Origin of the sequence: Ruegeria sp. HKCCSA071, assembly GCF_017872555.1 — a bacterium.
Taxonomy (GTDB): domain Bacteria; phylum Pseudomonadota; class Alphaproteobacteria; order Rhodobacterales; family Rhodobacteraceae; genus Ruegeria.
This window is the reverse complement of the sequence record NZ_JAEDOX010000001.1, coordinates 716,415-734,964: the sequence shown is the minus strand read 5'-3', so window position 1 is coordinate 734,964 and position 18,550 is coordinate 716,415. Positions and strand designations below refer to the sequence as shown.

19 protein-coding genes and 1 pseudogene are annotated in these 18,550 nt (G+C 56.9%); 10 read left to right on the top strand and 10 right to left on the bottom strand.

The window, feature by feature from the left end; translation table 11 throughout:
- Positions 1 to 31 precede the first annotated feature (31 nt).
- Together I9188_RS03690 and I9188_RS03685 are read left to right on the top strand one after the other, a co-directional pair.
- Complete coding sequence (locus I9188_RS03690) at positions 32 to 805, top strand: 3-keto-5-aminohexanoate cleavage protein (protein ID WP_209504077.1); 774 nt, start codon at positions 32 to 34, stop codon at positions 803 to 805.
- On the top strand, positions 802 to 2,118 hold the full coding sequence (locus tag I9188_RS03685; protein ID WP_209504076.1) for an aspartate aminotransferase family protein: 1,317 nt from the start codon (positions 802 to 804) through the stop codon (positions 2,116 to 2,118). Before I9188_RS03690 ends, I9188_RS03685 begins: the two co-directional genes overlap by 4 nt.
- A gap of 67 nt (positions 2,119 to 2,185) precedes the next feature.
- Here the strand turns inward: I9188_RS03685 and infC are convergent, their stop codons facing one another.
- The 7 genes and pseudogenes from infC to cobA form a co-directional block, all read right to left on the bottom strand.
- The gene (gene infC / locus I9188_RS03680) at positions 2,186 to 2,734 is read right to left on the bottom strand and encodes a translation initiation factor IF-3 (protein ID WP_209504896.1); all 549 of its coding nucleotides are present in this window, start codon (positions 2,732 to 2,734) and stop codon (positions 2,186 to 2,188) included.
- Between the two features lie 158 nt (positions 2,735 to 2,892).
- A complete protein-coding gene (locus tag I9188_RS03675; protein ID WP_209504075.1) occupies positions 2,893 to 3,726 on the bottom strand; it encodes a ferredoxin--NADP reductase in 834 nt (277 codons plus the stop codon).
- Between the two features lie 108 nt (positions 3,727 to 3,834).
- Complete coding sequence (locus tag I9188_RS03670) at positions 3,835 to 4,242, bottom strand: DUF934 domain-containing protein (RefSeq protein ID WP_209504074.1); 408 nt, start codon at positions 4,240 to 4,242, stop codon at positions 3,835 to 3,837.
- Positions 4,239 to 5,000 carry a phosphoadenylyl-sulfate reductase gene (locus I9188_RS03665; RefSeq protein WP_209504073.1) on the bottom strand — a complete coding sequence of 254 codons (762 nt, stop codon included), beginning with the start codon at positions 4,998 to 5,000 and terminating at the stop codon, positions 4,239 to 4,241. The genes I9188_RS03670 and I9188_RS03665 overlap by 4 nt, the downstream gene beginning before the upstream one ends.
- A complete protein-coding gene (locus tag I9188_RS03660) occupies positions 4,990 to 6,654 on the bottom strand; it encodes a nitrite/sulfite reductase (RefSeq protein ID WP_209504072.1) in 1,665 nt (554 codons plus the stop codon). The genes I9188_RS03665 and I9188_RS03660 overlap by 11 nt, the downstream gene beginning before the upstream one ends.
- Positions 6,655 to 6,720: 66 nt before the next feature.
- Positions 6,721 to 7,035: a DUF2849 domain-containing protein gene (locus I9188_RS03655; protein ID WP_209504071.1), complete on the bottom strand. Its 315-nt coding sequence runs from the start codon at positions 7,033 to 7,035 to the stop codon at positions 6,721 to 6,723.
- Positions 7,035 to 7,781 (bottom strand): annotated as a pseudogene (gene cobA, locus I9188_RS03650) (uroporphyrinogen-III C-methyltransferase); the annotation flags it as partial. The pseudogene cobA and the gene I9188_RS03655, both read right to left, overlap by 1 nt.
- Positions 7,782 to 7,955: 174 nt before the next feature.
- Between cobA and I9188_RS03645 the strand changes: the two are divergent.
- Positions 7,956 to 8,438, top strand: a complete 483-nt coding sequence (locus tag I9188_RS03645) for an Lrp/AsnC family transcriptional regulator (protein WP_209504069.1) — start codon at positions 7,956 to 7,958, stop codon at positions 8,436 to 8,438.
- Between the two features lie 45 nt (positions 8,439 to 8,483).
- Here I9188_RS03645 and I9188_RS03640 read toward each other — a convergent pair whose 3' ends face one another.
- Complete coding sequence (locus tag I9188_RS03640; RefSeq protein ID WP_209504068.1) at positions 8,484 to 9,665, bottom strand: cytochrome P450; 1,182 nt, start codon at positions 9,663 to 9,665, stop codon at positions 8,484 to 8,486.
- A gap of 46 nt (positions 9,666 to 9,711) precedes the next feature.
- Here I9188_RS03640 and I9188_RS03635 point away from each other — a divergent pair, with 46 nt between their 5' ends.
- From I9188_RS03635 to I9188_RS03605, 7 genes are all read left to right on the top strand, one after another.
- Positions 9,712 to 11,445 carry an ATP-binding protein gene (locus tag I9188_RS03635; RefSeq protein WP_209504895.1) on the top strand — a complete coding sequence of 578 codons (1,734 nt, stop codon included), beginning with the start codon at positions 9,712 to 9,714 and terminating at the stop codon, positions 11,443 to 11,445.
- On the top strand, positions 11,442 to 12,671 hold the full coding sequence (locus I9188_RS03630) for a sigma-54 dependent transcriptional regulator (protein WP_209504067.1): 1,230 nt from the start codon (positions 11,442 to 11,444) through the stop codon (positions 12,669 to 12,671). Before I9188_RS03635 ends, I9188_RS03630 begins: the two co-directional genes overlap by 4 nt.
- Before the next feature lie 287 nt (positions 12,672 to 12,958).
- Positions 12,959 to 13,960 carry a DctP family TRAP transporter solute-binding subunit gene (locus I9188_RS03625; protein WP_209504066.1) on the top strand — a complete coding sequence of 334 codons (1,002 nt, stop codon included), beginning with the start codon at positions 12,959 to 12,961 and terminating at the stop codon, positions 13,958 to 13,960.
- 116 nt (positions 13,961 to 14,076) lie between these two features.
- Positions 14,077 to 14,754 (top strand): TRAP transporter small permease, encoded by a 678-nt coding sequence (locus I9188_RS03620; RefSeq protein ID WP_209504065.1) that lies wholly within the window; start codon positions 14,077 to 14,079, stop codon positions 14,752 to 14,754.
- Positions 14,754 to 16,130 (top strand): TRAP transporter large permease, encoded by a 1,377-nt coding sequence (locus I9188_RS03615; RefSeq protein WP_209504064.1) that lies wholly within the window; start codon positions 14,754 to 14,756, stop codon positions 16,128 to 16,130. The genes I9188_RS03620 and I9188_RS03615 overlap by 1 nt, the downstream gene beginning before the upstream one ends.
- Positions 16,131 to 16,283: 153 nt before the next feature.
- Entirely contained in the window at positions 16,284 to 16,595 is a 312-nt protein-coding gene (locus I9188_RS03610; protein ID WP_209504063.1) for a multidrug efflux SMR transporter, read from the top strand.
- Positions 16,596 to 16,660: 65 nt separating this feature from the next.
- Positions 16,661 to 17,107: a nucleoside deaminase gene (locus tag I9188_RS03605; protein WP_209504062.1), complete on the top strand. Its 447-nt coding sequence runs from the start codon at positions 16,661 to 16,663 to the stop codon at positions 17,105 to 17,107.
- A 9-nt stretch (positions 17,108 to 17,116) separates the two neighbouring features.
- Here the strand turns inward: I9188_RS03605 and tpiA are convergent, their stop codons facing one another.
- Entirely contained in the window at positions 17,117 to 17,866 is a 750-nt protein-coding gene (gene tpiA / locus I9188_RS03600; protein ID WP_209504061.1) for a triose-phosphate isomerase, read from the bottom strand.
- A 149-nt stretch (positions 17,867 to 18,015) separates the two neighbouring features.
- Complete coding sequence (locus I9188_RS03595; RefSeq protein WP_209504060.1) at positions 18,016 to 18,381, bottom strand: iron-sulfur cluster assembly accessory protein; 366 nt, start codon at positions 18,379 to 18,381, stop codon at positions 18,016 to 18,018.
- Positions 18,382 to 18,550: the final 169 nt, after the last annotated feature.

Here is an 18,550-nt window from a genome sequence, read left to right as displayed (position 1 = left end):
TCTAACTGAAGGCAAAGACTTGGGTGGTGCTATGACATCAATAACAACTGACAGCTTGGACAGGCCCTACATTCTGGTTGCGCCAAACGGTGCCCGGCGGAACGCGTTGGATCATCCCGCCTTGCCGCTCAGGATTGACCAGATCGTCATATCTGCACGGGATTGCCATGCCGCAGGTGCGGATGGGTTGCATCTGCATATTCGGGATTCTGACGGACTGCATTCACTGGACGCCGGATTGTACCTGGAAATGCTCGCGGAATTGCAGCGAGAGGTTCCAAAAATGGAGCTACAGATCACGACCGAAGCCGTTGGACGGTTTGACGTAGCATCGCAACTGGACTGTTTGCAAAAGGTGCGACCTGAATGGGCCTCAATCTCGGTGCGTGAAATCGCCCGCGACCTGAACCTTGCGCCCAGGGTCTATGCACAATGCGCGGATCAGGGCACGCGGGTTCAGCATATTCTGTATGATGCTGACGATGCACGACTACTGGACCAGTGGCTCGCTTTGGGAATCGTACAGGCGGATCAGACAGATCGTTTGCTTGTTCTGGGGCGATACAGCGATGGCCAACAATCTATGCCATCCGATCTCGACGCCTTTCCAAAATGCCAGGCTCGTTGGATGGTGTGCGCCTTTGGAGCGCAAGAACATGCCTGTCTGGCCGAGGCTGCGCGACACGGTGGTGACTTGCGGGTTGGTTTTGAAAACAGTCTGACGGGGGCCGATGGCAGACCGTGGGCAGATAACGCGGCTTCGGTCGCAGCATTAGTTGAATTGCTTGGAAGGGCACAGAAATGAGTCATGTTTTCCCACGTCACACGAAATCGGACCTCCCTGTCGCGATTTGCGGCGATGGCTGTTATCTGATTGATGCAGAGGGCAAGCGTTACCTGGATTGCGGTGATGCGGCGGTGTCATGTCTGGGCCATTCGAATCAGGCCGTGATCCAAGCGGTACAGCAACAGGTGGAACAGATCGCTTTTGCACATACCGGGTTCATGACATCGGAACCGGCCGAAGCTTTGGCTGAATTGTTGATCCGGCACGCGCCGGGTGATCTGGACCGGGTGTATTTTGTTTCGGGCGGGTCCGAGGCGACCGAGGCGGCAATCAAACTGGCGCGCCAGTACTTTCTAGAAATCGGACAACCTGAACGCCGTCACGTTATCGCGCGAAAGCAAAGCTATCACGGCAACACTTTAGGGGCTTTGTCCGCTGGGGGTAACGCATGGAGACGGGCGCAATTCGCCCCGATGCTGATCGAGATGACCCATATCTCAGCCTGCTACGAATATGCCGAAAAACCGGAAGACGAGAGCAGCTTTGACTATGGCCAGCGTGTGGCGAATGAGCTGGAAACCGAAATCCTGCGGTTGGGTCCCGATACGGTCATGGCATTTATGGCCGAACCAGTGGTTGGGGCCACCCTTGGCGCGGTCCCGGCGGTTGAAGGGTACTTCAAGCGTATTCGCGAGATCTGCGACCACTATGGTGTGTTGCTGATTTTGGATGAGGTGATGTGCGGTATGGGCCGAACCGGTCACATGTTTGCCTGCGATCATGACGGAATCGCGCCAGATATTTTGTGTATCGCCAAGGGGTTGGGGGCCGGATATCAACCAATCGGAGCTATGCTGTGCACCGGCAAAATCTATGACGCGATCCGCGACGGATCAGGGTTTTTCCAGCATGGGCACACCTATGTCGGTCATCCGGTCGCCACAGCGGCTGCATTGGCGGTAGTCCGTGAGTTGACCGAACGGGAATTACCTGCGCGTGCCGGGGTCATGGGCAACAAGCTGCAATCCGCCCTCGAGGCTGCATTCGGACAGCACCCGAACGTGGGAGATATCCGTGGGCGCGGGTTGTTCCGTGGTGTTGAACTGGTCGCTGACCGTGACTCCAAGGCACCCTTTGATCCATCACGTGGCGTCGCAGGAAAGGTGAAAAAGGCAGCGCTGTCCGAAGGGTTGATTTGCTATCCCATGGCTGGCACGCGGGATGGCCGGAATGGCGATCATGTCCTGCTGGCGCCGCCCTTTATCATCGAGGATGCCCAGATTGAGGAGCTAGTACAAAAACTTGGTCGCGCACTGGCTGTTGCTATCTAACACCGTGACAACAAAAAAGGCTCTCGCTAAATCAGCGAGAGCCCTTAGTCTTTCAACTGGTTTTCGATTACTTCTGCGGAAGCGGGCCGATCATCATGACCATCTGACGGCCTTCCATCTTCGGCATGTTTTCTATCTTGCCGACCTCTTTGATGTCTTCAGCCACACGTTCCAGCAATTCGCGACCCAGATTCTGGTGTGCCATTTCACGGCCACGAAAGCGCAAGGTGACTTTGACCTTGTCGCCCTTTTCCAGAAACTTAAAGACGTTCTTCATTTTGACGTCATAGTCATGCGTGTCGGTGTTTGGTCGGAACTTGACCTCTTTTACCTCGATGATCTTTTGCTTCTTGCGGGCTTCGGCTTCGCGTTTTTGCGTTTCGTATTTGAATTTGCCGAAATCCATGATCTTGCAGACCGGCGGGTTTGCGTTAGGCGAGATTTCGACCAGATCAAGACCTGCATCTGCGGCCATCTGCATGGCTTTGGCGGGATGAACCACCCCGACGTTTTCACCTTCGGCGCCAATCAGGCGAATTTCGGGGGCACGGATCTTATCATTGACGCGCGGGCCGGTGTCTCTTTGTGGCGGCGCGTTGTGAGGTCTGCGAGCTATGGGTTCATTCCTTTGATGATTGCAGAATTTCGAGCCCGGAATTTAAACCGGGCAGGGCCGCACTTCAAGCGGCATAAATACAGGGTAATGCGAAAAAACTTGTTTTCTGCCGGTGTTTTTCGCGTTCAGGGCGGCCAAGTCCTGAACGCAAGCCCACTTTAACCGACAAAGGCTTTTTCGATAACAAACTCCTTGGGTTCCGAGTTGGCACCTTCGCGCAATCCAAACCCTTCTAGGATTTCCTTGATATCCAAGTTGAAAGCCAGCGAGCCGCAGACCATTGCACGATCGGTTTCAGGCTTGATGCCGCCGTCAATACCCAGGTCGGAAAACACGGTGCCGTCCTGAAGCAAGGTAGTGATGCGGCCCATCTTGGGGCTCTCTTCCCGTGTGGTAGTCGGGTAATAGCGGATCTTGTCGGCAAATCCTTCACCGATCAGTTCGGCCAACAGTTCGTCCTGACGGATGCTGTCGATCAGTTGACGGCCATATTCCAGCTCTGCCACTTCGCGACAGGTGTGGGTGATGATGACCTCATCATAATCCTCATAGGTCTGCGGTTCACGCAGCAGCGAGGCAAAGGGCGCAAAGCCGGTGCCGGTCGCAAAGAACCACAGGCGTTTGCCGGGCAGCAGGGCGTCATGCACCAAGGTGCCAACCGGTTTTGGACGCAGGATGATCTGGTCACCCGGTTTGATATGTTGCAATTTCGAGGTCAGCGGGCCGTTCTGAACCTTGATCGAATAAAACTCCAGCTCTTCATCCCACGAGGGCGAGGCGATGGAATAGGCGCGCAGCAACGGCTTGCCGTTGTCGCCCAGAAGACCAATCATCACAAACTCGCCCGAGCGGAAACGCAGCGAGGCCGGGCGCGACACCTTGAAAGAAAACAGGCTGTCGGTCCAGTGTTTGACATCGGTTACAGTTTGCGCGTCCGGCAGGACGGGGACTTTTACGGCGGTTGCTTCGCTCACGGGCTTCATCTCTGTCATCGTTTACCTGCCGGTCTGCTAAACCGACATCTCCGTTTAATCTTTGATCCAAGTCAGGAAAAGGGGACAGATTGCCCCCTTTGCGTCACAAGCTGGCGAGTTCGGGGCTCAGCCGCGCAGGCGGGCCTGATAGTTATTCTCTTTCCAGTTCGCGCGGGCCAGCCACTGATCTTCGGGTTGGCGGTCCGCCAGTTCTCCGTCGATCTCGACCTCGTCAAAGCCGCTGCGGCGCGCCATGGCGTATTGATCGGCAAGCACATGCCCTTTGGCGCGCAACCGGCCTTTGTAGCCCTTCAAGCGCAATGTGCGGGCGATGGTAAAGCCGCGACCATCTGCGAAAGACGGGAAGTCTATCCGAACCAGCCTGGTGCCGCCCAACCGATCAAACAATTCGTCTGGGTCAGTCTCGGAACTGACGTCCAGCGCGACCACGTCATTGGCGGCGTCATCCAGAGTGACAAAGCCGTCGGTCCAGTCATCGGGCGAAAAGCCCTGATCCGTTACGATTACGTTCATGTTTTCTCTCCGACGCGCATCATCTTGCCATCGACAAAATGGATGCCGCATTCTTCCTTGTTCTGGTCGCGCCAGCGTCCGGCGCGGGGGTCTTCGCCCTCTTTGACCGGCGAGGTGCAGGGCGCACAGCCGATCGAAGGGTATCCTTTGGCCACCAGCGGGTGCCGGGGCAGGTTGTTTTCTTCCATATAGGCCCGCACATCCTCGGGCGCCCAATGGGCAAGCGGGTTGACCTTGATCCGGCCTGTTCCATCCTCGACCTCGAAGAATTCCAGCGTGGCGCGCGTGCCTGCCTGAAACCGCTTGCGTCCGGTTATCCAGCCATCGAACCCCACCAGTGCTTTTTGCAGCGGGAACGTCTTGCGCAGGTTGCAGCACGCGTCCGTGTCGCGCAGGCGCAACGCGCCGTATGGGTCTTCGCGCTCAACTTCTGCATCCTCGGCCCGGATGATGCGAATGTTGGTAAGCCCCAGACGCTCGCTCACCTCCTGCTGGTATTCCAGCGTTTCGGTGAAAAGCATTTGCGTGTCCACGAAAAGAACGGGCGTTGCCTTGTTCACCACCGCCGCCATGTGCAACAGAACGACGGATTCCGCACCAAAGCTCGAGACCAGAGCAAGCTCATCGATCTCATCGATCGCTCCATGCATGACATCATGGGCGCTGTGGTGCCGGAACCGGGCATTCAGGTCTTCGACACGTTCAGTCAGTTCGCGTCTGTCCCGGCCCAGTTCCGTCTGGATCAGGTCAAGCGGCATTTGCGCGGGCCTCGGGGTAGAGGGCGTCTTTGAACGGCGCCATGCCCACCCGGCGATATGTTTCCAGGAATGTCTCCTCTGCGCTTGCACGCTGGTTCAGATAGGTGTCGACAATGCGCTCCACGGCAGGAACGATTTCGTCATAGGCAAAGCCCGGACCGGTGCGATCACCAATTGCCGCAGTTTCGGTCGCATCGCCACCCAAAGTGATTTGGTAGTTTTCGACACCTGCGCGGTCCAGACCCAGAATGCCGATGTGGCCAACATGGTGATGACCGCAGGCGTTGATGCAGCCTGAGATCTTGATCTTCAGGTGGCCGATGTCATGCTCAAGCTTCAGGTTTTCAAACCGCGTTGCAATTTCCTGAGCAACCGGGATCGAACGCGCCGTCGCCAGCGCGCAATAATCCATACCGGGGCAGGCGATGATATCGCTGATCAGGCCTATATTGGCGGTGGCCAGTTCGTGCTCTTTCAGCTTGGCGTGGATCGCGGGCAGGTCCGATTTGTGGACATGCGGCAGGATCACGTTCTGCTCGTGGCTGATGCGCAGCTCGTCATAGGCGAACTCTTCGGCCAGACCGGCCATCACGCGCATCTGCTCGGCAGTTGCATCGCCCGGCGTTGCCCCATGCTTCTTGATCGAGATCGTGACAATCGCATGGTCCGCGTTCTTGTGCGGCGCGATGTTGGTGTCGACCCACGACCGGAAGACCGGATCGTTGGTATAGGCGCTTTCAAACGACGCGACCGAAGCCTGGCGGTAGGCAGGTGGTGCAAAGTGGCCCTTGATCTCTTCCAGCAGGTTCATATCCGCGCCTTTGAACTGCGGGCGGACCTTCAGGAAGCGTTCGTTGACCTTGGCGCGGATAGCGTCGATGCCATGCTCGTGAACGGTGATCTTGATACGTGCTTTGTACTTGTTGTCGCGGCGACCAATCTGGTTCCATACGGAAACGGTGGCTTCCAGATAGGCCAGCAGGTCGTCAAAGGCGACGAACTCGGACAATTCCTTGCCGATCATGGGCGTACGGCCAAGGCCACCACCAACAATGACGCGAGCGCCCAGAACGCCGTCTCGTTCGACCAGTTGCAGGCCGATGTCATGCGCTTTGATCACGGCGCGGTCGTTTTCACTGCCAGTGATGGCGATCTTGAACTTTCTCGGCATGAACTGGAATTCCGGGTGGTCGGTCGACCATTGGCGCAGAAGCTCAGCATAGGGGCGCGGGTCGGCGACCTCATCCGCGGCGGCACCGGCGAAATGGTCGGCCGTCACGTTGCGGATGGTGTTGCCCGAGGTCTGGATGGCGTGCATGCCAACCTCGGCCAGCGCGTCCAGCATATCCGGTACGTCGTTCAGCTTTGGCCAGTTGTACTGGATGTTCTGACGCGTGGTGAAATGGCCATAGCCTTTGTCCCACTTCTCGGCCAGCAGCGCCAGTTGACGCATCTGCGCACTGTTCAGCGTGCCGTAGGGAATGGCGACACGCAGCATGTAGGCGTGCAGTTGCAGGTACAGCCCATTCATCAGGCGCAGCGGCTTGAATTCGTCTTCGGTCAACGAGCCGTCAATGCGACGCTCGACCTGGGCACGGAACTGCGCGTTACGTTCTGCCAAAAATGCTGTGTCGAACTCGGAGTAGCGATACATGTCTAGCTGTCCTTGTTTGCAGCCCCGAACCTAGGGGCCTTGAAAGGGGAGAGTGATGGCCAGAGGTCAGGCCCGGGGCTGCGGGGAAGTTTCCTGTTTGCCGTGGGCATAGTTGGACGGACCAGTCCGGCGGAAATCTTCCCGAAAATGGGTGGGTTCTGGGCCGTTTTTGCCAGCAACGGCATCGGCCAGATAGGCGCCCACGACTTTACTTGCCTGACGCGCCGCATCCAGCAGACGCACCTGTGCATGTGCTTCGTCAGTGATCAGTTCCGCCTGCGACAGTTCACGCGTCCAACTGTCATCTTCGGTCTGGTAAATGACGTCACCTACCAGCAAGTCATTTGCGGTGACGACTTTGGGGGTAAAAGCGCGGGCCATCAGGCAAGCTCCTTGTTGAATTCGGTTACAGCCTGCGCCGCTTCGCGCGGGGCAAGGCCATAGAATGTCAGGGCCGGTCCATCCATTTCGGCGGCGGCCAGATCGGCGGGCAGTTGATCCAGTGTGGTGGCCAGTATCCGCTGGTTCGGACGCGAAGCGTTTTCGACCAGTGTGACAGGGGTGGCGCGATCGGCGCCATGCATGATCAGGCGACCCTGGATAAAGCGGGCAGATTTCTTGCCCATATAGATCGCAGCAACCGAACCGGCCCTTGCCAGGGCATTCCAGTCATGATCGGCAAAACCTTTCATGTCGTGCCCGGTCAGGAACCGCAACGAGGAATTCCGGCCGCGTTGAGTCAGGCTTTGGCCGATGCCTGCCACCGCGGCAGAGGCCGCTGTGATCCCAGGAACGATCTGCCACGAAATACCCGCCGCCTCGACGGCCTCGATCTCTTCATCCAGACGGCCAAAGACAGTGGGATCGCCAGATTTAAGGCGGACCACGCGGTTACCTTTCAAGGCATATTCGACCAAAAGCGCGTCGATATCACTTTGCTTCCAGGATGGGCCGAACCCGGCTTTGCCGACATCAACCAAGGCGGCGCTTTGACCGGCTATGTCCAGTACGGGTTCACTGATAAGGCGGTCATGCAGCACAACATCAGCCCGCTCAAACGCAGTCAACGCCTTGAGCGTCAGTAACTCAGGGTCGCCCGGACCTGCGCCGACAAAGTCGACATGTCCTTTGGGGCCTGTTGTGCGAACGTCCTGCATCGGATCATCTCGGGTGTGGTTTGACTTGATCCTCAATATAGGAAATATTCCCACCAAAGTGCCATATGGGCGCTTAAATAAGGACAAACGTTCCATCAAAACGAAAATTTGGAACGAAAGCTTCGATGCGGAAGGAAAATTGGAATGTCGGTGCGGATAGATGATACGGATCGGAAAATTCTGGCCGAGCTGCAGCGCGATGCAGGGCAGTCACTGGACGAAATAGCGGCTCGTGTCGGCAGTTCAAAGACGCCTGTCTGGAATCGAATACGCAAGCTCAAGAGTGCGGGAATCATTGGTCAGCAAACGGTTTTGCTGGATGCCGAGGCGCTTGGGTTTGAAGCGACTTTCTTTGTTTTGATCCGAACGTCGGAGCACGAAGCTGAGTGGCAGCGAAAGTTCCTTAAAGCACTGCGCGATCATCCCGAAGTGCAGGAGGCGCACCGGCTGGCGGGTGACATTGATTATATCCTCAAGGTTCGGGTCAAGAACGCGCGCGCCTATGATCAATTCTACCAGTCGCTGATTTCGGAAGTGCGGGTGCACAACGTGACCGCGCTTTTGTCGATGGAAGAAATCAAGTCCACAACGATGCTTCCCCTCAGCGCATTGGCTGAAGGGGTATAGAAGGCAGGTGCTGCCAGCGCCGGATCGAGCGGCGCCTTATACAGGTCAGACCTGAACCATTAACCGTTCCAGACCATGGAAGTGATAGCTGTCTGAATAGGTTGGCGTTACGGCGAGCCGCAGGTTCGGGCAGCTGCTATACAGAAAGGGCAGGGCAATGCGCATTTCCAACCTTGCCAAAGGGGCGCCGACGCAGAAGTGGATGCCTCCACCAAAACTTGTGTTGACCTCAATCGAGCGCGTCGGATTAAACCTTTCGGGTTCATCCCAGACGGCAGGGTCGCGGTTTGCAGCGCCAAGCAAAAGCGCGACCTGGTCACCGCGCCTGAACGAATGCCCAAATATGTCAACGTCTTCATACGCATACCGTGTGAACATATGCAAAGGCGGGTCATAGCGCAGGATTTCTTCGATCGTTGCGTCGATCTGGTCCGGTGCCAGAACGTCGGGGCTGGTATGGGTTTGCAACAGGGTTTTCACACCGTTCGCCAGCGAATGCACGGTTGCTTCGTGTCCTGCATTCAGTAGCAAGATGCATGTTGCGACCAGCTCGTCGATGGACAGCTTTTCGCCTTCCTCCTCGGCGCTGATAAGCCGGGTGATCAAATCGTCACGCGGATCATTGCGTCGCTGGTTAATGTATCCTAACAGGAACTCAGTGAACTCCTGAGACGACTTGGCGGCCTTATCCTCGGTCGCCTGCGTCCGGTTGGCCTGATACATTGCGACCATGTCATGTGACCACTGCAACAGGTTGGGTGCCATGTCTTCGGGAACGCCCAGCAGTCGGCAGATGGTTATCACCGGGACCTGCGTGCAGTAAGCACTCAGCAAGTCGAAAGGTGTATTCGGAAACGTCTCGATAAGACTGTGGCATAGGGATTCAATGGAAGGCTGTAATGCAGAAATTTCCCGCGACGTGAAAGCGCGCATGACAAGCGCTCTTAGGCGGGTATGTCGCGGGGGTTCAGCTTCAAGCAGCGAATGGGCCTCGATAGCCAGCCAGGGGGCCAGATGGGCAGGGCCCTGTGTTGCGCATTCAGGCGGAGCTTCCCGCCCAAACCGGCGGTCGCGAAGAAGTGTCCGCACCGCCTGGCAGGACGTCGCAGCAACCATATCGTAGTCGCGCCAATAGAACAGATCACCAGCAGCGCGGGCCTGATCATAGAAAGGGTAGGGGTTCTGAACGAAACCCGGGTCTGTCGGGGATTGCGAGAATGACTTCATGCGACGCACACTTGCCACGAGCCGCGTTGAATGCAAGACCCTGTCTATGCAGAGAGTTTGGATCATTGCCGGTTTTTTGTCCGCTGTCGGGCTGCTGTCAGGTTTTGTTTGGTCTTATGGCTATCGTCAGGCGCTGTCTCAGCTAAGTGACAAGGCCGAAGCTGACCTTGAACTGGCGGCGGATCGGCTCAGCACCCAGATGCAGGTCTACCAAGAATTGGCGGTTCTGATGGCGACACATCCCGCTTTGCACGCGTTGGATACACCAACACAGGTACATGACGCGCAAGCGATGTTGCTGGACGTTGCTGACAAGACAGCGGCCGTCAACATGATGTACCTGGATCGCAAGGGTCGGGTTCTGGTCGCTGCACAGCCAGTGACACAGCGAGACATGTCCGCACATCCAGCGTTCAGGCGCGCTATGCAAGGGGCGGCGGGCACCGCGCATGAGGTGGTTACAGACAGTGGCGACCGGATATACTCCTATGCCGCTCCGACTTTTGCTCCGTCTGGGCAAGTCGAAGGAGCAGTGATGGTGGTTGCCGATGTCCAGGACATTGAACAAACCTGGCGGGGCAGTACCGAAGCCGTTTTCTTTGTTGATTCTGACGGTGTCGTCTTCATCTCGAACCGGTCGGACTTGCTGTTCTGGAGCCGCGAGGTTGGCCAGTCCGGGCTGTCACCGCCAGAGGGTGCGCCAGTGGATTTTGCTGAGACGCGGGTCGGCCAGCATGAATTGTGGCGGCTGAACTGGGGGCGGTACTTGCCACGCGATGCGTTGCACCTAACGCTTGAATTGCCTGTCATCGATATGACCGCCGAGGTTCTGGTGGACGTGGCCCCGGCCCGGCGACTTGCCGGGTTGCAGGCGGCGGCGGTCGCAGCGATCTGTCTGGCGTTTGGTGCGATGTTGTATCTTGCCATGGAGCGGCGACGGACGCTGGCTAATGCCAACACGGTTCTGGAAAGCCGGGTGGCGCAGCGTACCCGAGCATTGACCCAAGCAAACACCGCGTTGCGCCGCGAAGTTGCAGAACGTCAGGAGGCCGAAGCCGCACTGAAAAAAGCGCAGGCCGAGCTGGTGCAGGCAGGTAAGCTCAGCGCGTTGGGGCAGATGTCGGCGGGGATCAGCCACGAACTTAACCAACCGTTGATGGCGATCCAGCAATTCGCCGACAATGGTACGGCCTTTCTTGAACGTGGCAAAGGCGACAGGGCCAGCGAAAACCTTGGGCGTATTTCGGAAATGGCCGCCCGCATGGCCCGCATCATCAAGAACCTGCGCGCGTTTGCGCGCAACGAAAGCGAACCGATGGGCCGGGTCGATCTGGTGCAGGTTCTGAAAACTGCCGTCGAATTGACCGAAACCCGATTGCGTGACGATGATGTGACGCTGGAATGGGAACCGGGACAGTCTGCGGTTTATGTTTGGGGGGGTGAAGTCCGTTTGGTGCAGGTCTTTGTTAATCTGATCAACAACGCGGCGGATGCAATGCTGGGGCGACCCAAGCGGCACATATCGATTGTGATGCACGAAGAAGACCGGTTGCGTGTTTCTGTGCAGGATACCGGTCCGGGGATTGAAGACCCCGACCGGGTGTTCGAGCCGTTTTATTCGACCAAAAGCGTAGGATCCTCTGAAGGTCTGGGGCTTGGTCTTTCAATATCATATGGTCTTGTTCAAAGCTTTGGGGGTGAAATCCGCGGAGCAAACACGGCTGATGGCGCAGTGTTTACTGTCGAGTTGGAGCCCTATGGAAAAGAAGAGGCAGCATGATGCGCAGGGTTCTGTTGGTCGATGATGACGCAGCTGTTCGCGAGGCATTGGCGCAAACCATTGAACTGGCGGATTATGCACCGACAACAGCCGGATCTTTTGTGGCGGCCAAGGATCATATTCGGCGGGATTTCCCCGGTGTGATTGTTTCGGACATCCGAATGCCCGGTCGTGATGGCTTTCACTTGTTGGCGTTTGCTCGGGAAATCGACCCCGAGCTTCCAGTGATCCTTTTGACCGGAGAAGGAGATATCCCAATGGCCGTGGAAGCCATGGGAAAAGGAGCGTTCGATTTTCTCGAGAAACCCTGCGCTGCGTCTGACCTGATGGACGTTCTTGAACGCGCATTCGCAGCCCGCACCCAAGTGTTGGAACAGCGCGCCTTAAAATCCGAACTTGAAAGGGGGGACCCGGCAGCACGTTTGCTTTTTGGTCTGTCTCCGCAAGCCGAAGCGCTGCGGGACCGCGTGCGGACCGTCGCACCGACAGGGGCCGAAGTTCTTGTTACAGGCCCACCGGGCAGCGGCATATCCAAAGTGGCCGAAGTGGTTCACCTGATGTCACCCGCTGGTCAGGGGCCTTTTGTCAAACGTCCGGCTTCAAGCCTAAGCCCCGATGATCTTGCCCGAAGCTGCGGCGATGCCGTGGGTGGTTCCCTGTTTCTGGACGAAGTGTCCGCCATGCCCCAAGCCACGCAGTTTGCGGCGTTGGAGATCATCGAGCGCGGTCCGGGGGGGCGTATTATTGCAGGAACAACCGCCGACCTATCCGCGTTAAGTTCGGAAGGGCGGTTCAACGCTGATCTGTTTTATCGTTTGGATGTAATGCGGGTGCGTGTTCCTTCACTGGCGGAACGCCCCGACGACATTCCGGTCATCTTTCGCCACTATGTGGCGCAAGCGGCCGAGCAGGCAGGCATCGCAATTCCCGAGATTTCGTCTGAACATCTGGCGGCCTTGATGGCCAGCGATTGGCCGGGCAACGCCCGTTCTCTGATGTCAGCAGCAATGCGGTTTGTTCTTGGAATGCCCGAGGAGGTTACGCAGGCAACGGATCTGGGGTTGAGCGAACAGATGGCGCGGGTTGAACGATCCTTGTTGATTGCAGCTTTGGGCCGCCACAATGGAAAAGCGTCAGATGCGGCCAAGGCGCTGAAGCTGCCGCGCAAGACCTTTTACGACAAGCTGGCGCGCTATCAGATTCGTCCCGAGGATTACCGCAGATAAGCAGGAACCGGATTGGCGCATCTGATTCGGATGAACTGATTCGAAATTTGTGCGGAAATCCGCACAAGCCTCTCTGAGAATGTGCGAGTTTTCGCACGGCTCAGAACTGTGAAGTGCATAACCCGAACCAACAAAGCCGTAACGCTTTGGTATTAAACAGGTAATCAGACATTTCATGTAGTCGCAGTCAAAAGTTGTGTGCTTTACCCTGAGTCGCTTCACTGCACGCCATACGGCGCTTACCCGGCGTCGACTGCAAGTTTCAAAGAACTCTGGGAGGATATCAGATGAAGCTTTTGACAACGGCAGCAACTGCGCTTGCTCTGACGGTAACCGCAACGGCTGGTATGGCTGCATGCGATGAAGGCGAAATCGTCGTTAAGTTCGCACATGTGACGAACACCGACAAACACCCCAAAGGCATCGCGGCATCGCTGTTAGAGCAGCGGGTCAACGATGAAATGAACGGCACAATGTGTGTTGAGGTCTACCCGAACTCGACTCTCTACAACGATGACAAAGTTCTCGAAGCGATGTTGCAGGGCGACGTGCAACTGGCCGCGCCCTCGCTGTCGAAATTCGAGAAGTTCACCAAACAGTTCCGCCTGTTTGACCTGCCGTTCATGTTCAAGAATGTCGACGCTGTAGACGCGTTCCAGGCCTCGGCCGAGGGGCAGGCGATGAAAGACAGCATGCAGCGTCGTGGCCTGCAAGGTCTGGCGTTCTGGCACAATGGCATGAAGCAGATGTCGGCCAACAAGGCTTTGGTTGATCCGTCGGATGCAAACGGTCTGAAGTTCCGCGTGCAGTCGTCAGATGTGCTGGTTGCACAGATGGAAGCCATCGGTGGTAGCCCGCAGAAAATGGCATTCTCGGAAGTGTATGGCGCGCTCCAACAGGGCGTTGTGGACGGGCAGGAGAACACTTGGTCGAACATCTACGGCAAGAAGTTCTTTGAGGTGCAGGACGGTATCACCGAAACCAACCACGGCATCATCGACTATCTGGTCGTGACATCGGTGGATTGGCTGGACAGTCTTGATCCGGCGGTGCGGGATCAGTTCCTGACTATTCTGGCCGAAGTTACAGAGACCCGGAACAAAGAAGCCTTTGCTGTGAACGAAGCGGCCAAAGCGTCGATCATCGATGCAGGCGGCGTCATCCGTGAACTGACCCCTGAACAGCGTCAGGCCTGGGTCGACGCGATGAAACCGGTTTGGGACAAATTCGCCGGTGACGTGGGTCAGGACAAGATCGACGCGGCACAGGCCATCAACGCCGGGTTCTGATCCGGTCAAAGACCGCGCGTCCGGGGACTGGGGAGTATTCGACGCGCAGGCCGGGCGGGCTGAAATGGCCCGCCCCATTCTCAACTCTCTCTTCAATAAAATGCGGGGACTGAAAGATGTCTGGTGCGAACTCCGGCCAGGGCGGGCTGATCGACCATATCGAAGAAACCCTGATCGCGTTGCTTTTGGGCCTTATGACGGTCGTTACATTTGCCAACGTGATTGCGCGGTTTGTCTTTAATTCCAATATCCTATGGGCACTTGAGTTGACAGTGTTCACGTTTGGCTGGCTGGTGCTCCTGGGCGCGTCTTACGCAGTCAAGAAACATGCTCATCTGGGCGTGGATGCAATCCTGAACATGCTGGCGCCAGCACCGAGGCGCCTAATGGCGCTGGTCTCGGTTGGATGCTGTCTGGTGTTTTCTCTGCTGATGCTCAAAGGGGCATATGATTATTGGGCCGTCTTTGCAGATCTGCCGCCAACATCGGGCCGCTGGTTCCCTACCGGGTTTGATTTCGGCGCACGCAGCCAGAGTTTCTACGAGGTAGACGACATCCCCATGGTCGCGCCGCTGCGCTTTCTGGAAGACCTGATCAACTATGGCGAGGGGTATGAAAAACTGCCCAAGGTCGTACCTTACCTGGTTCTGCCGGTATCCATGCTGCTGCTCGTGATCCGGTTTACGCAGGTCGCCGTTCAAATTTGGCGTGGTGAGACCGATCGCCTTGTCGCCAGCCACGAAGTCGAGGACGAGATTGAGGAAGTCCGCGCACAACAAGGGGTGCATGACTGATGGACGTTATCCTTCTTTTCTCGATGGTCATCGGCCTGCTGCTGATCGGCGTTCCGATTGCGGTTGCACTTGGCCTCAGCTCGACCCTGTTCCTGCTGATCTATTCCGACAGTTCGCTGGCTTCAGTCGCAGGCACGCTGTTTGAGGCGTTCGAGGGGCATTTCACCCTGTTGGCGATCCCGTTCTTCATTCTCGCCTCGTCCTTCATGACGACAGGCGGCGTAGCGCGTCGGATCATCCGTTTCTCGATTGCTTGCGTAGGGCATCTGCCCGGCGGTCTGGCGATTGCGGGCGTGTTTGCTTGTATGCTGTTTGCCGCGCTGTCAGGATCGTCCCCGGCCACGGTTGTAGCTATCGGTTCGATCGTCATCGCAGGTATGCGCCAGGTTGGGTATTCCAAAGAGTTTGCCGCCGGTGTGATCTGTAACGCGGGTACGCTGGGCATCCTGATCCCACCGTCCATCGTGATGGTTGTGTATGCCGCCGCCGTCGAAGTTTCAGTTGGGCGCATGTTTCTGGCTGGCGTTATTCCCGGTCTGATGGCTGGTTTCATGCTGATGATCACCATTTATGTCATGGCAAAGGTCAAGAACCTGCCCAAGGGTGAATGGAAGGGGTGGGGTGAGGTCTTCACCTCGGCCCGCGAGGCCGGTTGGGGCCTCTTCTTGATCGTTATCATTCTGGGTGGCATTTATGGGGGTATCTTTACCCCGACCGAGGCTGCCGCGGTTGCTGCCGTCTATGCCTTCTTCATTGCCAGTTTCGTCTATAAGGACATGGGGCCGCTGAGTACGGAAGGGGACGCACAGAACCTGCCGCTGCTGAAAAAGCCCTACGCTTTGGTCACGGCGTTCTTTCATCCCGACACCAAGCATACTCTGTTCGAGGCAGGAAAGCTGACGGTGACGCTGTTGTTCGTGATCGCTAACGCGCTGATCCTCAAACATGTTCTAACGGACGAACAGGTGCCGCAGCACATTGCTAGCGCCATGCTTTCAGCGGGTCTTGGACCGGTAACCTTCCTGATCGTGGTCAACGTAATCCTGCTGATCGGTGGTCAGTTCATGGAGCCGTCGGGCTTGCTGGTGATCGTCGCACCGCTGGTGTTCCCGATTGCCATCGAGTTGGGTATTGATCCGATCCATCTGGGCATCATCATGGTTGTGAATATGGAGATCGGGATGATCACACCTCCGGTCGGTTTGAACCTGTTCGTAACGTCGGGTGTTGCGGGTATGCCGATGATGAGCGTTGTGAAGGCGGCGCTGCCGTTCCTTGCTGTCCTGTTCGTCTTCCTGATTATGGTGACATATATCCCTTGGCTTTCGACCTTCCTGCCCAACACGTTCATGGGGCCGGAAATCGTGACCAACTAGGCAATTTGACCACGTGCAAAGCCTGGCGGTTTCGACCGTCCGGCTTTTTTGCATCTTGAAACCGCGCACCGGGTTCATATCTCGGGTTCAGAGGACGACCTCCCCATATCGGGACATCATTCGGGACGACCCGAACGGATACGAGGTTGTCTTATGCCCTGGGTATTCCTTCTATTTGCTGGCCTGTTGGAAATCGTCTGGGCCGTAGCGATGAAGCAATCGGCTGGTTTCACCCGATTGTGGCCTACAGCCTTGATGGGGCTTTCGATGATCGGGTCTTTCGGTCTTCTTGCGCTGGCGATGCGGGACCTGCCGTTGGGCACAGCTTATACCATCTGGACGGGTATTGGGGCAGTGGGGGCGTTCTGTGTAGGTATCCTGTTTCTGGGCGAAGCCCTAAGCCCTGCGCGGATTCTCGCGGCCCTTCTGATCGTGTCAGGTCTTATCGTGATGAAGCTGTCGTGAGGCCGTCATTGACCAAGTCTTTGCGCTTGGGCAGGGTTTGGGAAACACGGGAAATGGAGACCGGAATGTTGACCGAGACCGACAAGCGCTTGCTACGCGTGGCTTATGACGAGGCCAAAGCCGGGTTTGATGAAGGTGGATGCCCGATCGGGTCAGTTCTGGCGCGGGGTGGCGAAATTGTTTCACAAGGGCGCAATCAACGTGTGCAGGGCGGGGATCCGATCGCACATGGGGAAATGGATGCCTTACGCAAAGCGGGGCGTCAGAAAACCTATCGGGATACGGTTCTTTACACGTCATTGTCACCTTGCATGATGTGCTCGGGCACTATCGTTCAGTTTGGTATCCCGCGTGTGGTGATCGGCGATACCCAGAACTTTGGTGGCAACGAAGACTTTCTGCGCGAACGCGGCGTCGAGGTGGCGATAGCCAACGATCCCGACTGTATCGCGCTGATGCAGCGGTTCATCGAAGAAAAGCCAGAGCTTTGGGCCGAAGATATTGCCGAGTAAAGGCGAATCCTAGGCGCTCTCCAGTGCCTGAATAATGCCCGTGAAACCCCCAGCCTTCAGGCTGGCGCCGCCCACAAGCGCACCATCGACATTTGAAACCGCAAAGATCTCCGCCGCGTTGGAGGGTTTGACTGAACCGCCATACAGAAGACGGACAGAGCGACCCACACCTTCGCCAAAGCGGCGCTCTAACCGGGCGCGGATGAAGTCGTGAACCTCTCCGATCTCATCAAGCGTTGGAACCTTGCCAGTGCCGATGGCCCAGATCGGTTCATATGCAATTATCAGGTTCTCGCCGGTTGCCTGATCCGGGATCGACCCCGACATCTGACCGCCGATAATGTCGAGCGTATTGGCCGCCTCTCGTTGCTCCAGACTTTCGCCTACGCAAATGATCGCTTTTAACCCCGCGTCCATCGCTGCACGGGCCTTGGCGCGTATATCCTCGTCATGCTCTTCATGGTCCACGCGCCGTTCGGAATGACCCAGAATGACTGATGTCGCGCCCGCGTCCAACAGCATCCCGGCGCTGATGTCGCCTGTATGCGCGCCCGCGCTTGCGGCGTGGCAATCCTGCCCGCCGATGGTAACCGCTGACCCGCGTACGGTGTCAGCTGCGCGGCTGAGCAATGTTGCCGGAGGGCAGATTAGGATATCGACCGAAGCGTCTGGGTGGGACTTGCACAGTGCTTCAAGTTCGCTCAGCGCAGCACCGGTTCCGTTCATTTTCCAGTTTCCTGCCGCAAGCTTGCGCCGCATACCCATATCTCCCTGATCATTCGATAATTTAGGATGCGGATAACATTGTCGGCGCGATCTTACAATTCCACGGATCGGGTGGGTTCACGCGCTTTGATCGACAACACGGCGTTCGGGCGGGCCCGTGTCACAGAATTATCCGGTGCAAACTAGGATTGCTGCGCGATACTGTCATCGAACTTGATGGATTCACCGCAGCCGCAGGCGTCGACAACATTCGGGTTCCTGAACTTGAAACCTGATTCCAGCAACGACACCTCGTAATCGATTTCAGTCCCAAACAGGAACATCTGCGCCATTGGCGCGATCATGACGCGTGCTCCATCCTGTTCGACAACTTCGTCATGCGGATCAGCCTGATCGACATATTCCATGGTATATTCCATGCCTGCACAGCCGCCTTTCTTGACGCCAATGCGCAAGCCAGCGTGGCCACCCGAGTTCATCAGGCGGGTGATTTGTTCTGCGGCTTTAGGCGTCATGGTCACAGCCTGCTTGCCGGGAATGCCGAACATGTAAGTCTCCGTTGTCGCGCGTTGCATTTAATTTAGGGATCAGGGGGCCAAGGCTCAAGACGGTGTGTTATAAAGAGTTTTATCCGGATGAAACAACCCGGCATTCAGAGTGGGTTCGCTGAAAGCATTCGACCGTGGGTCCGTGGAACCGAATAGGTTCAAGTTGGTC

What these genes read in the sequence shown, in the direction of transcription:
- I9188_RS03690 (WP_209504077.1), top strand. Translation starts at nt 32, where the DNA reads ATGACATCAATAACAACTGACAGCTTGGACAGGCCCTACATTCTGGTT.
- I9188_RS03685 (WP_209504076.1), top strand. Translation starts at nt 802, where the DNA reads ATGAGTCATGTTTTCCCACGTCACACGAAATCGGACCTCCCTGTCGCG.
- I9188_RS03675 (WP_209504075.1), bottom strand. Translation starts at nt 3,726, where the DNA reads ATGACAGAGATGAAGCCCGTGAGCGAAGCAACCGCCGTAAAAGTCCCC.
- I9188_RS03670 (WP_209504074.1), bottom strand. Translation starts at nt 4,242, where the DNA reads ATGAACGTAATCGTAACGGATCAGGGCTTTTCGCCCGATGACTGGACC.
- I9188_RS03665 (WP_209504073.1), bottom strand. Translation starts at nt 5,000, where the DNA reads ATGCCGCTTGACCTGATCCAGACGGAACTGGGCCGGGACAGACGCGAA.
- I9188_RS03660 (WP_209504072.1), bottom strand. Translation starts at nt 6,654, where the DNA reads ATGTATCGCTACTCCGAGTTCGACACAGCATTTTTGGCAGAACGTAAC.
- I9188_RS03655 (WP_209504071.1), bottom strand. Translation starts at nt 7,035, where the DNA reads ATGGCCCGCGCTTTTACCCCCAAAGTCGTCACCGCAAATGACTTGCTG.
- I9188_RS03645 (WP_209504069.1), top strand. Translation starts at nt 7,956, where the DNA reads ATGTCGGTGCGGATAGATGATACGGATCGGAAAATTCTGGCCGAGCTG.
- I9188_RS03640 (WP_209504068.1), bottom strand. Translation starts at nt 9,665, where the DNA reads ATGAAGTCATTCTCGCAATCCCCGACAGACCCGGGTTTCGTTCAGAAC.
- I9188_RS03635 (WP_209504895.1), top strand. Translation starts at nt 9,712, where the DNA reads ATGCAGAGAGTTTGGATCATTGCCGGTTTTTTGTCCGCTGTCGGGCTG.
- I9188_RS03630 (WP_209504067.1), top strand. Translation starts at nt 11,442, where the DNA reads ATGATGCGCAGGGTTCTGTTGGTCGATGATGACGCAGCTGTTCGCGAG.
- I9188_RS03625 (WP_209504066.1), top strand. Translation starts at nt 12,959, where the DNA reads ATGAAGCTTTTGACAACGGCAGCAACTGCGCTTGCTCTGACGGTAACC.
- I9188_RS03620 (WP_209504065.1), top strand. Translation starts at nt 14,077, where the DNA reads ATGTCTGGTGCGAACTCCGGCCAGGGCGGGCTGATCGACCATATCGAA.
- I9188_RS03615 (WP_209504064.1), top strand. Translation starts at nt 14,754, where the DNA reads ATGGACGTTATCCTTCTTTTCTCGATGGTCATCGGCCTGCTGCTGATC.
- I9188_RS03610 (WP_209504063.1), top strand. Translation starts at nt 16,284, where the DNA reads ATGCCCTGGGTATTCCTTCTATTTGCTGGCCTGTTGGAAATCGTCTGG.
- I9188_RS03605 (WP_209504062.1), top strand. Translation starts at nt 16,661, where the DNA reads ATGTTGACCGAGACCGACAAGCGCTTGCTACGCGTGGCTTATGACGAG.
- tpiA (WP_209504061.1), bottom strand. Translation starts at nt 17,866, where the DNA reads ATGCGGCGCAAGCTTGCGGCAGGAAACTGGAAAATGAACGGAACCGGT.
- I9188_RS03595 (WP_209504060.1), bottom strand. Translation starts at nt 18,381, where the DNA reads ATGTTCGGCATTCCCGGCAAGCAGGCTGTGACCATGACGCCTAAAGCC.